The following is a 14,725-nucleotide window of genomic DNA, read 5'->3' on the forward strand; positions in this document are numbered from 1 at the left end:
TTCCCCTAACCCGCGCTTACGCTTTGTTCTCGCCAAGCACTGCCTTGTCGTCCGATCCCAGCACGGCCTCGGTGATCGAGAACGGCAGCGGATCCGGACGCTCGATCGACGACACGATCGGCAGGATGACGAGGAAGTGCAGGAAGTAATAGGCTGTGGCGATCTGGCTGATCATCACGAACGGCTCTTCGGCCGGCGAACCGCCGCAGTAGCCGAGGACCAGCACATCGATCACGAGAACCCAGAAGAACTTGCGAAACGCCGGACGGTAATGGCCCGAGCGAACCGGCGACCTGTCGAGCCACGGCAGGAAGAACCAGACCAGGATGGCGGAGAACATCGCCAGCACGCCCATCAGCTTCGCCGGGAAGAAGAAGAAATCGAACGTGAAGGCCCGCAGGATCGCGTAGAACGGCCAGAAGTACCATTCGGGCACGATGTGCGCCGGGGTGCTGAGCGGATTTGCCGGAATGTAGTTGTCGGCGTGGCCGAGCGCGTTCGGGAAGAAGAACACCATCGCAAAGTACAGCAACAGGAAGACGCCCAGACCGAAGCCGTCCTTCGCCGTGTAGTACGGATGGAACGGCAGGGTGTCGCTCTCGCTCTTCACTTCGACGCCGGTCGGGTTCGACGACCCCGGGATATGCAGCGCCCAGATGTGCAGGATGATGACGCCGGCGATGACGAACGGCAGCAGGAAGTGCAGGCTGAAGAAACGGTTGAGCGCCGCGGCGTCGGGCGCGTAGCCGCCGAGCAGCCAGATCTGCAGCGGCTCACCGACGGCCGGGATGGCCCCGAACAGGCCGGTGATGACCTTGGCGCCCCAGTAGCTCATCTGGCCCCAGGGCAGGACGTAGCCCATGAACGCGGTCGCCATCATGAGCAGGAAGATGACCACGCCGAGCAGCCAGACCATTTCGCGCGGCGCCTTGTACGAGGAGTAGAAGAAGCCGCGGAAGATATGGAGATAGACGACGACGAAGAATGCCGAGGCGCCGTTGGCGTGGGCATAGCGCATGAGCCATCCCCAGTTGACGTCGCGCATGATGTGCTCGGTCGAATCGAAGGCCCCGTTGGCATTGGCGGTGTAGTGCATTGCCAGGATGACGCCGGTGACGATCTGCAACACCAGGCAGAAACCGGCGAGGACGCCGAAATTCCACATGTAGTTGAGGTTGCGCGGTACGGGGTAGCCGCCGCCCAGCGAGTTGTAGACGAGGCGCGGCAGCGGCAGCTTCTCGTCCAGCCAGCGCATGAACGGCGCCTTGGGTTCGTAATGCTTCGCCCAGGGAAAGCTCATTGTCTCTCTCTTTCGCCTCAGCCGACCAGAATCGTGGTGTCGGTCGTAAATTCGTAGGGCGGCACTTCCAGGTTCCTGGGCGCCGGGCCTTTGCGGATGCGCGCCGCGGTGTCGTAGGCCGACCCGTGGCAGGGGCAGAAGTAGCCGCCGAACGGGCCGCGATTTTCACCCTCGCCTGCGCCCAGCGGAACGCAGCCGAGGTGGGTGCAGACGCCCATGGTGATGAGCCAGTTGGTCTTGCCCTCTTTGGTCCGCTCCTCAAGCGTTTGCGGATCGCGCAATTCGCTGAGCGGAACCGCGTCGGCCGCGGCAATTTCCTTGGTCGTCAGGTTGCGCACGAACAGCGGCTGCTTGCGGAACACCGCCTTGATCGCCATGCCCGGCTCGATGCTGGACAGGTCGACCTCGGTCGTGCTCTCGGCCAGCACGTCCTTCGACGGGGCCATCTGGCTGATCAGTGGGTATAGCGTGACGAGCCCGCCAACGCCGGCCGCACTCACAGCAGCGATTTCGATAAAGTCGCGGCGGCGAACGCCGTCATCATAGGCATGCGTATCGTGATCCGCGGTGCCGGTGGTTGTCGCCATTATCCCTGCCTTGCCATCGGCTCCGCCTGCGGTGGGAATTGGCGGACCCGTTTCTTATTCAATGCATCGCCCTGCCGGGAAGACCCGGGCGGGCGACTTGGCCGGGCTGATAGACGAGGCGGCTCGCCATGCCAACAGGCATTTTGGCCAGATTGAGCCGGGTGCGGAAATCGCGCTAAAGCGGCAGCCCGATCAGCGAAATCTGCCTGCCGTAGTCTGCTTCGCCGCGATGCGTGGCGCGCCGGTAAGAGAAGAACCGCTCCTCGTCGCTGTAGGTGTCCAGGCCGAGGGCGTCGATCGCGCCCACGCCCATCGCCTCGAGGCGCGCCTCGGCATAGCCTTCGAGATCGAAGTACCAGTGGCCGGCACGACCCGGTGCGAAAAACCGGCCGTCGCTCTGGGTAAAGCGCTCGCGAAAGGGGTCGTCGACCTCGTAGCTTTCGAGCGCTATAGCCGGCCCGATCGCCGCGGCGATGTCCTCGCGGTGGGCGCCGAGCGCCTCCATGGCCTCGACCACTGCTTCGAGCACTCCGCCCCAGGCCCCGCGCCAGCCGGCATGCGCCGCCCCTACGACGCCGGCAGAGCGGTCGGCGAGCAGGACCGGCGCGCAATCGGCGGTGAGGACGCCGAGGAGGAGGCCGGGCCGGTCGGTGACAAGCGCGTCGGCCCGCGGCCTTTCCGCTTCGTCCCATTCAGCGGCGATGACGCAGTCGGGCGAATGGATCTGGTAGACGGTGACCAGCCGCGCCTCCGGCAGCACTGCCTCGACTCCGCGCCGCCGGTTCTCGGCGATTGGCGCCATGCGCGGATCTCCCGGCTCCATGCCGCGTGAGCCCATGTCGAGACCAGCGACGAGCCCCTCGGAAACACCGCCTCGGCGGCCGAGGAAGCCGTGCGGTATCCCCGCTAGCGCCGCGCTGCGGATGACCTCGACCGGCTCGTCAACCAAGGCTGCGCGTGACCTGCTCGTAAGTGTCGCGGCTGAGCTTCGGGGCCCTGGCGATCCTTTCGAGTTCGGCCTTCATCAATGCCGAGCGGCCCGGTTCGATACGTCTCCACCGCCCCAGCGAGGGAACGAAGCGCGCCGCCGTCTGCGGGTTGAGCGGATCGAGCGCCAGGATGAGATCGGCGATCATCCGGTACCCCTCACCGCTCGCCGCGTGGAAGCCCTGCGCCGTTCCGGTGAAGGGCATATAGAGCGAGCGCACCCGATTGGGGTTCTTGAGCGTGAAGTCGGGATGGTCGGCGAGCGCCTTGACCTGTTCGAGCACCTTGGGGTGCAGCGAGCTGGCCTGCAGCGCGAACCACTTGTCGACCACCAGGGCGTTATCCTTGAAGCGTTTGTAGAAGTCGAGCAGCTTGTGAGTGCGCTGCGGCCCCTGGAGCGAGGTCAGCACCATCAGCGCGCCCTGCCGGTCGGTCATCGTCGTGGCCGCGTCGTACTGCTCCGCCGCCATTGCTTCGGCCCGCTCTGGATTGCCCGCGGCGAGATAGACCAGCGCCTGCGTCTTGAGCTTGCGCGCGCCCTTCGCCTCGAGCGACATCCCGCCCGGCGCCGTAACGGCGCGCTGGTGCATCGCCACCAGTTCGCCCTCGAGCGTCTGCCCGAGCCAGGCCTTGAGACCTTCACGCTCGGCACGGATGGCCGCAGGGTCGGCGACCAGCATCTGTTCGGCGAGGTAGGTCTCGCCCGGGAGCGTCAGCAGTTCGCCGCGCATCAGATCGTCGAGTTCGCGGTCTGTGATGACGGCGCGGAATGCTTCGCCGATCGCTGCGCGGCCGGAATCGCGTCTTGCTCCGTCGACCGACCCGCTGAGCAAGCCGCGCAAGTGGCCCACGACAAGGTCCTGCATCGCCTCGTAACGGGCGAAGGGGTCGTCGTCATGGGCGGCGAGGAAGACGAGATCGTCGTCCGCGACTTCGCGCTCGATCGAAACCGGCGCGGAGAAGCCGCGGTTGATCGAAAGAACCGGGGTCTCGTCGAATCCCGGGAAGTCGAAGGTCTGCCGGGCTTCGGTCAGCGTAAGGAGCTGCTCCCCACGATGCTTGCCCGATGTCCGGTCGAACAGCGCCACTCTGAGCGGAATGGGCATCGGCCGTTTGTCGGGCTGGCCGGGCGTGGCGGGGACGCTCTGCTCGAGCTGCAGGGTCGCTGTGCCGCCTGCGTGTTCCAGCTTCGCCGAGACCTTCGGGGTTCCTGCCTGCTCGTACCAGCGGCGAAATTCGCTCAGGTCGAGCCCGGCGCCATCCTCGATCGCGGTGACGAAATCCTCGCAGGTTGCCGCCTCGCCGTCGTGGCGTTCGAAATAGAGGTCGGTACCGGCCCGGAATCGCTCCTCGCCAGCCATCGTGCGCATCATGCGGATGACTTCGGCGCCCTTGTTGTAGACCGTGGCGGTGTAGAAGTTGGAAATCTCCTGGTAGCTGTCGGGCCGGATCGGATGCGCCAGCGGCCCCGAATCCTCGGGAAACTGGACCGACCGCAACACCCGCACATCCTCGATCCGCTTGACCGGCTCGCTGCCCATCGCCGCGCTGAACAGCTGGTCGCGCAGCACGGTGAAGCCTTCCTTGAGGCTGAGCTGGAACCAGTCGCGGCATGTGATGCGGTTGCCCGACCAGTTGTGGAAGTATTCGTGGCCGATCACGCCCTCGATCGCGTCGTAGTCGCCGTCGGTGGCGGTTTCCTCGTCGGCCAGCACGTACTTGGTGTTGAAGATGTTGAGGCTCTTGTTCTCCATCGCCCCCATGTTGAAATCGCTCACCGCGACGATGTTGAAGACATCGAGATCGTATTCGCGGCCGAAAGCCTCCTCGTCCCACTTCATCGAGCGCTTGAGCGATTCCATCGCATGGTCCGTGCGCGGCAGATCTTCCTCGCGCACCCAGATGGCGAGATCGACCTTGCGGCCGCTCATCGTCGTAAACGTATCGGTGTTGGCAACCAGCTTTCCGGCGACGAGCGCGAAGAGGTAGCTCGGCTTGGGCCAGGGATCGTGCCACTCCGCCCAGTGCGTTCCGTCCTCGCCCTCGCCCGAGGCGGTGCGGTTTCCGTTCGACAGCAGCACGGGAAAGTCTTCCTTCGAGCCCTTCATCCGCACGGTGTAGGTCGAGAGCACGTCGGGCCGGTCGGGGAAAAAGGTGATGCGGCGAAAGCCCTCGGCCTCGCACTGGGTGCAGAGCATGCCGTTCGAGGCATAGAGACCCATCAGCTGGCTGTTGGCCGCCGGATCGATCTCGGTGGTGACCTCGACGAGGTGCGAATCCTCGCGCAGCGGGACCATCAGGTCGCCGCCATCCATCGACCAGTTGTTGACCGCTTCACCGTCGACGAGCACCTCGGCAACCGTCAGGCCGTCGCCGTTGAGGCGCAGGACGTCGCTGCGATTGGCCCGGGCGTTGCGCTGCACGGTCAGAGCCGACTTCACCCTGGTCTTGTCGATACCCAGCGAGAAATCGAGCGAAACCTCGGGGACCAACCAGGGGAACGGGGTATAGTCCTCGCGCCGGATCAGCGGCGGATCCTTCGGGTCCGGTGCGGCGTCGGCCATCTCGGGGTTGCCGTCGGGGGTGGTGGGAGATGTGACGATGTCCATGTCGAATTATCCGGTCTTCCTGCTTGGGCCAATGCGGCTAGAACGCGGGCATGGCGCATATGTTCATTTTCGGCCTCGGCTATTCGGCGAAGGTAATCAAGAGTTCGCTGGAGCGCATCGGATGGAGCGTGTCGGCGACCGGTCGCGAGGGCGATTTCGCCTTCGCCGACACGCGGGCCGTGCAAACCGCGCTCGAACGCGCGAGCCACGTTCTCTCGTCGGTTCCCCCCGCAGAAGAGGTCGACCCGGTACTCGAAACTTATGGCGACGCGCTGGGCAAGCGCTGGCTCGGCTACCTTTCCTCCTCGGGGGTCTACGGCGACACCGGCGGCGCCTGGGTCGACGAAAGCGCGCCAACCGGGACAGGCCGGCGCACGGCCAGGGCCGAAGCGGATGCGCGGTGGCTCGATCTCGGGGCCAGGGTCTTCCGGCTTCCGGGAATCTACGGCCCGGGACGCAGCGCGCTCGAACGCGTGCGCAGCGGCCGGGCCCGGCGGATCGACCTGCCCGGCCAGGTCTTCAGCCGGGTCCACGTCGAAGACATCGCCCGTGGCGTGATCGCAGCGCTCGAGGCCCCGAACGGCGCCTACAACCTCGCCGACGATCTGCCCGCCAGCCAGAACGACGTCGTCGAGGAGGCGTGCCGCCTGCTCGGCGTGGAGGCGCCGCCCCTGCTCTCGCTCGAAGCAGCCGATCTCTCGCCCACGGCGCGCGGCTTTTATGCCGAGAACCGACGGGTGGCGAATGGCAAGGCGCGGCGCCTGCTCGGCTGGCGGCCCCGGTATCCGACCTATCGCGAAGGTCTCAGGGCGCTGGCGCGACGTTCTTGGCCCGCAGCGCAATGAACATGCCGCCCAGCGCCAACGCCGCCCCGGCGGCGGCGAGAAGCGACCACTGATAGCCTTCGAACACCGTCGAGAGCGCCATGGCGACGACCGGTACGACGACTCCGTTGTAGGCAGCCCGGCCCGGACCGAGCGTGCGGATAAGCCCGAAATAGAGCGGGAAGGTCACGACCGACCCGATCAGCCCGAGGTAGCCGACCGCGCTCCAGTAACGCAGCGAAGACGGGAACACGGGCGGCCCCGCCACGGCCCATGCATAGATCGCGTCGGCCAACGCGCCCCACAGCATCGCCCAGGCGAGCAGGATCAGCAGCGGCCGCCGGCTGGCCGTCTTGGTGGCCTGCAGGACGTTCGCGATCGAGGCACAGAGTATCCCCGAAAAGGCGAAGGCTATCCCGAGCCAGACCGAAGTGTCGAGCGAAGCAAGTTCGGCTTCGTGTTTGAGCAGGAGCGCAATCCCGGCGAGCCCGACGATCGAACCGACCAGGAAGCGCGCAGTCACCGGCGAGCCGATGAACAACCGCCCTAGAAGCGCATTGGGCACCAGCAGCAGCCCGAACAACACCGCGACGATTCCCGAGGTCAGATGCAGTTCCGCGCGGTAGACGAAATTGAAATTCAGGAAGAACTGCGTGAGGCCGATGAGCAGCGCCATCACGTGGCCCCCGAAGGTCATCGAGAAACCTCTCCGGTCCTTGAGGAATGCGGCGAGGATGAACATTCCCGCAGCGGCGATGAAGAAGCGGTAGCTTACCGACCAGCTTACCGGCGCCGCGGCGAGCTGGTCCTTGATGACCAGCCAGGTCGAACCCCAAATCACTGCGACCAGGATGAAGGGCACGGCGATGGCCGGGCGGAGCAGGGCGTGCGGCGGCTTGGGGTCGATATTCCAGCTCATAATGCGGCGATTGCCCTGCCCAGCGCGGCGGCATGGTCCTCGCGCGTGTCCCAGGCGGCCACGAAGCGCGCAGCGTTTGCCCCCCAGTCGTAAAAGCCAAAGCCCTGCGCCCGCAGCGCCTGGCGCTCCGCGGCCGTGCAGCGAACGAACACTTCGTTCGCTTCCACCGGATGGAGCAGGCGCTCGCGCGCGCCCTCGCCAATCGCCTGGGCGGCAGCATTCGCGCTTGCGGCGTTATGCAGCCAGGTGTCGCCATCGAGCATGGCCAGGATTTGCGCGGCGAGGAAACGGCCCTTGCTCTGCAGGTGTCCGGCACGCTTGCGGCGGAAGCGCACCGTGTCGGCCACGGTGGGATCGAAGAATACGACCGCTTCGGCGTTCATCGCCCCGTTCTTGACGAAACCGAAGCTGAGTGCGTCGGCCGGGCCGGCGCACTCGGCAGCCGGTCGGCCGAGGTGGACCACTGCGTTGGCGAAGCGCGCGCCGTCGATGTGCAGCTTCAAGCCCCGCTCTCCGGCGAGTATGTCGATCTTGGCCAGTTCGCCTGGAGTGTAGCAACAGCCGTATTCGCTCGCCTGGGTGATCGAGACGGCGTGCGGCTGGACCTGGTGGACGTCGGCCCGAATCGCGTCGAGAACGGCCGCTATGCCGTCCGGGTTCAGCTTGGCGTTCTCGCCCTCGGCCAGCAGCAGCTTGGCCCCGTGCAGGTAGAATCCGGGCGCACCGCATTCGTCCATCTCGATATGGGCCTCGCGGTGACACACCACCCCGCCGTGAGGAGGGACGAAGGCGGAGAGCGCGAGACAGTTGGCGGCCGTTCCCGTGGCCACCCACAGCACGGCGACCTCACGCCCGAATACCTGGGCGAAGCGATCGTCTAGCTCGGCCGAGAGACGATCGGTGTCGTAAGGGGTATCGGCTTCGTCGGCTGCCTGCATCGCAGCCCAGACTTTCGGGTGCACGCTGGCGGCATTGTCGGACAGGAATTGCATGATGGAACGCATTGGCCGTGCGGTCCGTTCGACGCAAGTAAGGAGACTGGCACAAATGACCGATATCATTGCAGTACGCCGCGAGGGCGATGCAAACCGTGGCGCCTACCGGGCCGGGGTGCCCGGCGGTGAACGCGACGCCGAGCTTACCTGGGTTGCGCGAGGTGAAGCGCGCATTGCCAACCACACGTATGTCCCGCCCGCCGCACGCGGCCACGGAATTGCCGCCGCGCTGGTCGAGGCGCTTGTCGACGATGCCCGCGAGCAGGGTTTCAAGATCGTTCCCCAGTGTAGCTACGTGGCCGCGGCGTTCCGCCGCCATCCCGAATGGTCGGAACTGCGAGCCGACACGCCGAACTGAGACAAGTATCGGATATTTCGCGTGAATTTCGGAACGATTGCTCGGCCCTGCCCGTTGATCAAGTGAACCAGCCGATGAGCTGCAGACGCCGGTAGGCGCGGGACGCCGTCCCTGGCCGCCGCTAGCATCCGGCAAGGATCGCGTCCGCCATCGGCACAATCCGGAAAGGCAGATCCACATGACTCAGACAACGCAATCGCGCCAAACCTATTCCGCCGGCGAACTCGACCAGCGCCGCGAATTCGACCGCAGCCGCCCGCTCGAACGCGACGAGACCAATCGCCTGATCAGCTCGGACAAGGTCCGCGGCACTTCGGTCTATTCGACCTCGGGCGACAAGCTCGGTTCGGTCGACCACTTGATGATCGGCAAACGCTCGGGCCGCGTCGAATATGCGGTGATGAGCTTCGGCGGGTTCCTCGGGATGGGCGAACAGTACCACCCCTTGCCGTGGGACGCGCTCGACTATGACACAGATCGCGACGGCTATGTCGTCGACATGAGCAAGGAAAAGCTCGAGAAGGCACCGACGTTCGAACGCGACGACCAGCCCACTTGGGACCGCGACTACGGCGAAACCGTCTACACCTATTACGGCGTGATCTACTGATCGGCGCCGCAGGAAAGCCCGGCAGAACGATCGGGCACAGACAGAGCAACAAGGGCTCCGGCAGACGCCGGGGCCCTTTTCGCGTCAACGGGGCAAGGCCGAGAAATCGATCGCCGCGGCGCTGTCGAGAACGGCATCCGAGACCTCCTGGGCGCGAGCGAATGGAATTCCGGGCAAGGCGAGCCTGCCGCCGGCAATTCCGAACCTCAGCGTGGCGTAGCCGCGTCGCCGGGCGAGCGGGCCCTGCACAATCTCGACCGACTGAACCTTGATTCGCGAGGCCAGGTCGAGGTGCGGCGCCAGCCACCCTCTGCGGACGAAGACCTGCTCTTCGTCGAAGGCATTGCGGTCATGCTTCCAGTGCTGATGCTGGACGATCGCTTCGACCGCCCCCAGCAATCCGAGACCAACCGCGACGAGCGGATAGCCGAACAGGGCCGCGGCAACGGCAAGAACGCCTACCGGAACAGTAAGCAGCAACGCCTTGTCGATCCAGTAGGCGGGACTCGGGCGCTGCCAGTTGGTCTCCGCGCCGGGCAGGTGGAACCCCGCCTCGCGCACCACCGCGGCAATCTCGTCGGTCCGCGCGAACGGGGCGACCGCGTGGCTGGCGTTCTTTTGATCGCTCGCCAGGCTGACGAATTCGAGGCCTTGCCAGCCGAACCGGTGTCGCACGATGCCGGTGGCTAGCCGCAAGGCCTGTACCCGGTGCACGGGCATGACGACGTCGGTCCGGGTAAACAGCCCGCGGCGGCGGCGGAAACCTTTCGATGTGCGCTCCAGCGTGAAGCCGTATTCGCGGGCGAACGTGCGTGCGATGCCGGTCAGCAAGCCGATCCCGGCGATCGCGAGCACCCCGACGAGGACGGCGAGCGCGGCGCCGAGCCGTCCGGTCGCACCGATCCAGTCGAAGTCGTGACGGTGGTTGCTGGCGAAGGCCGCCCACTCATCCCAGTCCCACGGGTTGAACGGCAGGAGAAAATCCAGCTGCTGGGCCGCGCCGAGGAGCACGGCGAAGATGACCAGCGAAAATTCGAACAGGCCAAAGGTGGCGATGCGCCGATTGTCCATCGCGAACAGGACCGGGGCGGACGCTGCTTGCTGCTCGACCTCGACCGGATCCGGTGCGGTATCGCCAGCTCTCGCCGTCTGCCTCTTCCGCTCGCGCACCAGCTCGCGAAGCCGCTCGGCCTCTTCGAGCGAGAGATAGGCGAGCGAGAGCTCGTCCTTGCCGCCCGCCCCGGTCTCGAACTTGACCTCGGCGAGCCCGAAGATCCTCGGCAGCAGCTTCTGTTCGAGGCTGACGTCCTGGATGCGTTCGTAGGGAACGGCGCGCGCATGGCGGCTCAGAAGGCCCTTCTCGACCCTGATGCTATCGGCGCCGGTGGTATAGGTCAGCTTGCTCCAGCTGAGCCAGGCAACCGCCATGCTCACCGCTAGAATGGCGGCCAAGATCGGGCCGACGACGAGCAGGCCCAGGGCGAGCGTCCCGGTGCCGGCGATGCCCGCCAGCGCCGGTATCCCGCCGCGCAGAAGCGCCGTCAGCGCCATGACCACAAGCCCGCGCGGATCGGTCCGCTTCGCGGCTTCGCTCGCGGCCGCCATGCCGGTCATTGAGCGGCGCGGGCGATCGTCTCGCGAATCGCCTCGCGCATCGCCATTGCTTCTTCTTCGCCGAGCCCCGGCAGCAGGACCGACGCGTTGTGGGTGCCCGCGGTGTGCAGGACCAGCGTGGCGAGACCGTAGTACCGCTCGATCGGCCCGCGGGTCACGTCGATGTGCTGGACCCGGCTGAACGGAACAACGGTGTCGGACCGGAACAGGATGCCGCGCACCACGCGTAGGCGGTCGGACGAAACGCGGAAACCGCGCGCGTAATGGCGCCGCAAAGGCATGCGGATTACCAGCCAGAGCGCGAAAGCGAGGATCGGCACGATCACCGAGCCGGTGGGCAGGATACCGGCGATTTCCAGCACCAGCGCAGCGACCACGAACGGCACGGTGAAGATGATGGCCTGCAGGCGCAGGACCTTCACGTGGTTGGGATGCAGCGGCGTGAGATCGCCCCCCACCCGGACCTTGGGAACATCATCCATAGGTGTCTTATATAGATAAGACGGCGCGCCGGGCAAGGCAGGGAACTGGTGCTGCTGGGGAGGATTGAACTCCCGGCCTCACCCTTACCAAGGTTGCGGCGCGGACTAACGCCGAAACATCCTGAAATGCCGAGCCCATTGTCTTAGCGCGATAATCTGTCTCCGCTTGCGTCATAATGTTTCCCCGTGTATTCGACACACATTCGACACGGGACAAACGGCATGGCGGACCTAAGCAAGGTTGGCGAGCGATCGAAGCTGAAGTCCAACCCTGGCAAGCAGCCTCACTGGCAGCGACTCAGGCGCGGGTGTTTTGTCGGTTATCGCCCCGCGGCCGATGGCGGCCCGGGAACGTGGATCGCGCGCGCCTATGACGACGTGGCGACCAAGTACCGGGTGAAGTCGCTCGGCGACTTTGGCGACCTTCCCGGAAGCGACCGCTTCGCCGCCGCTAAAGGCGAGGCCGAGGGGTTTGCGGTCGAGGTCGAGACGGGCGGGCTGCGCGATGCGAAGCTTGAAACCGTCGCCGACGCCTGCCGCGCCTACAGCGCCAAGGGAAACGACAAGGCCACGCTCGAGCGATTGGTTTATGGCGACCCAATTGCGGCCGTGAAGCTCGACAGGCTGCGCCGGCATCATCTCGAGGCTTGGCGCGGACGGCTCACCGGGAAGCCCTCCACGATTAATCGGGCCATGGTGCCGCTCCGGGCCGCGCTCAAGCGCGTCAAGGTCGACGGTCCCCCGGGAACCGATGCAGCGTGGCAGGAAGCGTTGCGGCCCGCCTCCGGGGCTGATGGCAGGCGGGCGCTCTATCTGGACCGCGCCGAGCGCCAGCGGCTCCTGCAGGCCATGGAGCCTGCCGCACAGGCGTTCTTTCGCGCCATGCTGATGCTGCCCTTGCGTCCCGGCGCCTTGGCGGGCTTGAAGGTGGCGGATTTCGACAAACGCACCGGCACATTGTCGATCGGCACCGATAAGAGCGGGCGACCTCGCCAGTTGTCGCTGCCCGACAACATCACCGCGTTCTTGACGAAGCAAGGCAAGGGAAAGCTACCGGGCGCGTGGTTGTTCACGACCGCGGACGGGCGGCAATGGAACCGCGATAGTTGGCAGGATCCGATACGCGCCGCGCGCGAGGCCGCCAGACTGCCTTCCGGTACCACGGCATACGTCCTGCGGCATTGTGTACTGACCGACCTTGTCGTTGCCGGCGTGCCGCTACTGACCGTGGCGCAGCTGGCCGACACGTCGGTTGCGATGATCGAACGGCACTACGGCCATTTGACCGCAACCGCGGCGAAAGACGCGCTGGCGAGGCTGGCGCTGTGAAGGAGACGAAGGAATCTCCCGGGTGACCGGGCGATAGAGCGGCCGAACGGGAGCGTAGGAGCGCCCCCGCCGGCCTGACCACCAACCGACTACGAAGGAGTCGAGAAGATGGCTACCCAAGCCCATAGCCCTAGCGGGCTCAACAATGCATCCCCGATCGTGGAGCTGCCGCGGACGCTCGCCTACATCATGGGCGCCCCGGCCGCTCCGCGCAGTGCAGTGGAAGCGTTGCTCCAGCGAGCGATCGACGAGCTCGACGAGATCGACGGCGACACCGACATGGAAGACGACGACCCCGCGGGCCAGTGCGACGAAGACGGCATAAACACCGCACTCGGATCGCTTTACTACTACGGCTTGGCGGGGCCGGGGTGTCCGATCGCCGATCCCGACGAGGGAGTGGAGGACAAGCCGCACGACCCAGAAGGCGACGTCGGCATTTGAGCCCACAAGGTCGCGACGTCGCGACGTTTGCACTGACCGTTGGCGGGAGGCCTGAAACCTCCCGTTGACGGGAGGTTCTGCCGAAACCTCGCGTCAACACGAGGCTCCAGGCGCTCGGAACTTGCTGTTGACGGCAAGTTCCTCCCGAAATGTCACGTCAACGTGACGTTCTGGGGCTTCGCGACGTCGCGAAGTTCGAGCGTCCGTAGTGCAGCCTCGAATCGCCCGATAACTGGTGTGCCGCCCTGAACAAAGGAGCGGCACAATGGAACACCCCAGTACTCCCAAATTGGCTTACAGCATCGAAGAAGCGATGGCGGCAACGACGCTATCGCGGCCCACTCTCTGGCGCCTGGCACGTGAGGGAAAACTCGAGACCCGCAAAATCGGCGGGCGCGTACTCGTGCCGGCTGAATCGTTGCGCAAGTTGATCGAGGGCGACAAGCTCACCGAGGGCGACAAGCTCACCGGGTTCGACGTCCTATGAACGCAGCGAAAAGCCCTCGCGCCGGGCAAGAGCGCGAGGGCTGGAATGTCCATTGCGGCGGACGTTTCGGCCCTAACAGAACCCGTCCCATTCTCCAAGCGAATGCCTCGATGGCAATGCGTCTGAGGGCGCTGCTGTGGCGACCGCGGTGGCAGCTCGGCAAGCGTCGCGCAGGCAGGGGCCGGTCATGAGCGCACAGTATCTCCGCGGCCAACACGCCGAGCTCGGCGACCTGTTCGCGGCTTGGGAACCTTGCTCGCATCACGTCGAGCCCGGCGTCCGAAACTCGCGCTTTGCTGCCCGCTTGGCGCCGTTCCGGACGCGAGAGGAAGCCGAGCAAGCACTGATCGCCGAGGGCGCGGTGATCGAGGCCAGCGATGGCTGACGAGCGTGAATTCACCACGCTCCCGCGGCGCGCGCTTGGCGATCGGCGGCTGTCCGGTATGGACCTGCGGGTACTCGGCGCGATCAGTCTGCACGACGGCCTGAGCTTGGCGAAGGGCAAGGGCCAGGGTTGTTATGCTGGTGACCGCAAGCTGGCGCAGACAGCGAACACCGATCGCAAGAACGTGAAGCGGTCGACTGCTCGGCTGATTGAGTACGGTTATCTCACCCGCGACACTGACACACTCAACCGCCGCGGCTTTGTCGTGCGGGTGATCCCGGACAGCATGGCGACGGATACCATAGGGGGTCAACTCGCCCCCTCCCAACAGGGGGTCAACTCGCCCCCTATAGGGGGTCAACTCGCCCCCTCTATAGGGGGTCAACTCGCCCCCCGAATAGATAAAGGAATAGAGCCTGAAGAGAACCACAGAATAGATTCAGCTAAGCTGCACAGCGCGCAAAGCGCGCCGTGCGAGCAGGTTCAAGAAGAGCTTGGCAGGGGGGACAGGGTTTCGATCCTGGCGCTCCTGCCGAAGCGCTTCAACGACTTCGCCACCGAAACACAACTGGTCATGTTCGAGAGGGCGTTCACGAAGATCGACCGGAACGCGGACGCCATCACATCGGAAGAGCGGAAGAAGCTTGAAGGCTGGCTTTTCGCCGCCGCCGATGCCTTCGCTGGCGAACAGCTTGGCTATCAGGCTCAGCGCCTCCTTGAGGAGTTTGCGCCTAATGCGGGCTAGCCTTGCCGTCCGTAGAGCCTCGCGTTGGGTTGGCGCGATAGTGCCCGCCA

At 65.5% G+C, this 14,725-nt stretch carries 16 protein-coding genes; 8 read left to right on the forward strand and 8 right to left on the reverse strand.

What is annotated here, in order from left to right; translation table 11 throughout:
- Positions 1-16 precede the first annotated feature (16 nt).
- The 4 genes from Q7I88_RS02510 to pepN all read right to left on the reverse strand — a co-directional run bounded on the left by Q7I88_RS02510 (position 17) and on the right by pepN (position 5,483).
- Positions 17-1,300, reverse strand: a complete 1,284-nt coding sequence (locus tag Q7I88_RS02510) for a cytochrome b (protein WP_305097462.1) — start codon at positions 1,298-1,300, stop codon at positions 17-19.
- 17 nt (positions 1,301-1,317) lie between these two features.
- The gene (gene petA, locus Q7I88_RS02515) at positions 1,318-1,887 is read right to left on the reverse strand and encodes a ubiquinol-cytochrome c reductase iron-sulfur subunit (protein ID WP_305097463.1); all 570 of its coding nucleotides are present in this window, start codon (positions 1,885-1,887) and stop codon (positions 1,318-1,320) included.
- A gap of 175 nt (positions 1,888-2,062) precedes the next feature.
- Entirely contained in the window at positions 2,063-2,836 is a 774-nt protein-coding gene (pgeF, locus tag Q7I88_RS02520) for a peptidoglycan editing factor PgeF (protein WP_305097464.1), read from the reverse strand.
- Positions 2,829-5,483, reverse strand: a complete 2,655-nt coding sequence (pepN, locus tag Q7I88_RS02525; protein ID WP_305097465.1) for an aminopeptidase N — start codon at positions 5,481-5,483, stop codon at positions 2,829-2,831. The genes pgeF and pepN overlap by 8 nt, the downstream gene beginning before the upstream one ends.
- Positions 5,484-5,533: 50 nt before the next feature.
- Here pepN and Q7I88_RS02530 point away from each other — a divergent pair, with 50 nt between their 5' ends.
- Positions 5,534-6,328 carry a Rossmann-fold NAD(P)-binding domain-containing protein gene (locus Q7I88_RS02530; protein ID WP_305097466.1) on the forward strand — a complete coding sequence of 265 codons (795 nt, stop codon included), beginning with the start codon at positions 5,534-5,536 and terminating at the stop codon, positions 6,326-6,328.
- Here Q7I88_RS02530 and Q7I88_RS02535 read toward each other — a convergent pair.
- Together Q7I88_RS02535 and Q7I88_RS02540 are read right to left on the reverse strand one after the other, a co-directional pair.
- Complete coding sequence (locus Q7I88_RS02535) at positions 6,288-7,226, reverse strand: DMT family transporter (RefSeq protein ID WP_305097467.1); 939 nt, start codon at positions 7,224-7,226, stop codon at positions 6,288-6,290. The two genes, Q7I88_RS02530 and Q7I88_RS02535, sit on opposite strands and share 41 nt — an antisense overlap.
- A complete protein-coding gene (locus Q7I88_RS02540) occupies positions 7,223-8,218 on the reverse strand; it encodes a threonine aldolase family protein (RefSeq protein ID WP_305098545.1) in 996 nt (331 codons plus the stop codon). The genes Q7I88_RS02535 and Q7I88_RS02540 overlap by 4 nt, the downstream gene beginning before the upstream one ends.
- 55 nt (positions 8,219-8,273) lie before the next feature.
- Between Q7I88_RS02540 and Q7I88_RS02545 the strand changes: the two genes are divergently transcribed.
- Both Q7I88_RS02545 and Q7I88_RS02550 read left to right on the forward strand, forming a co-directional pair.
- Positions 8,274-8,579 (forward strand): GNAT family N-acetyltransferase, encoded by a 306-nt coding sequence (locus Q7I88_RS02545; protein ID WP_305097468.1) that lies wholly within the window; start codon positions 8,274-8,276, stop codon positions 8,577-8,579.
- 178 nt (positions 8,580-8,757) lie between these two features.
- Entirely contained in the window at positions 8,758-9,189 is a 432-nt protein-coding gene (locus tag Q7I88_RS02550; protein WP_305097469.1) for a PRC-barrel domain-containing protein, read from the forward strand.
- An 84-nt stretch (positions 9,190-9,273) separates the two neighbouring features.
- On the opposite strand, the gene Q7I88_RS02555 is transcribed toward Q7I88_RS02550, so the two are convergent.
- Both Q7I88_RS02555 and Q7I88_RS02560 read right to left on the reverse strand, forming a co-directional pair.
- Positions 9,274-10,803: a PH domain-containing protein gene (locus Q7I88_RS02555; protein WP_305097470.1), complete on the reverse strand. Its 1,530-nt coding sequence runs from the start codon at positions 10,801-10,803 to the stop codon at positions 9,274-9,276.
- On the reverse strand, positions 10,800-11,285 hold the full coding sequence (locus Q7I88_RS02560; RefSeq protein WP_305097471.1) for a PH domain-containing protein: 486 nt from the start codon (positions 11,283-11,285) through the stop codon (positions 10,800-10,802). The genes Q7I88_RS02555 and Q7I88_RS02560 overlap by 4 nt, the downstream gene beginning before the upstream one ends.
- A 222-nt stretch (positions 11,286-11,507) precedes the next feature.
- Between Q7I88_RS02560 and Q7I88_RS02565 the strand changes: the two genes are divergently transcribed.
- The 5 genes from Q7I88_RS02565 (at position 11,508) to Q7I88_RS02585 (ending at position 14,675) form a co-directional block, all read left to right on the forward strand.
- Positions 11,508-12,614 carry a tyrosine-type recombinase/integrase gene (locus Q7I88_RS02565; RefSeq protein WP_305097472.1) on the forward strand — a complete coding sequence of 369 codons (1,107 nt, stop codon included), beginning with the start codon at positions 11,508-11,510 and terminating at the stop codon, positions 12,612-12,614.
- Between the two features lie 108 nt (positions 12,615-12,722).
- The gene (locus Q7I88_RS02570; RefSeq protein ID WP_305097473.1) at positions 12,723-13,058 is read left to right on the forward strand and encodes a hypothetical protein; all 336 of its coding nucleotides are present in this window, start codon (positions 12,723-12,725) and stop codon (positions 13,056-13,058) included.
- A 265-nt stretch (positions 13,059-13,323) separates the two neighbouring features.
- Positions 13,324-13,545, forward strand: a complete 222-nt coding sequence (locus Q7I88_RS02575) for a helix-turn-helix domain-containing protein (RefSeq protein WP_305097474.1) — start codon at positions 13,324-13,326, stop codon at positions 13,543-13,545.
- Positions 13,546-13,732: 187 nt separating this feature from the next.
- Positions 13,733-13,930: a hypothetical protein gene (locus Q7I88_RS02580; RefSeq protein WP_305097475.1), complete on the forward strand. Its 198-nt coding sequence runs from the start codon at positions 13,733-13,735 to the stop codon at positions 13,928-13,930.
- The gene (locus Q7I88_RS02585; RefSeq protein WP_305097476.1) at positions 13,923-14,675 is read left to right on the forward strand and encodes a winged helix DNA-binding protein; all 753 of its coding nucleotides are present in this window, start codon (positions 13,923-13,925) and stop codon (positions 14,673-14,675) included. Before Q7I88_RS02580 ends, Q7I88_RS02585 begins: the two co-directional genes overlap by 8 nt.
- Positions 14,676-14,725: the final 50 nt, after the last annotated feature.

It is taken from the genome of Croceibacterium aestuarii (assembly GCF_030657335.1).
In the GTDB taxonomy this organism is placed as follows: domain Bacteria; phylum Pseudomonadota; class Alphaproteobacteria; order Sphingomonadales; family Sphingomonadaceae; genus Croceibacterium_B; species Croceibacterium_B aestuarii.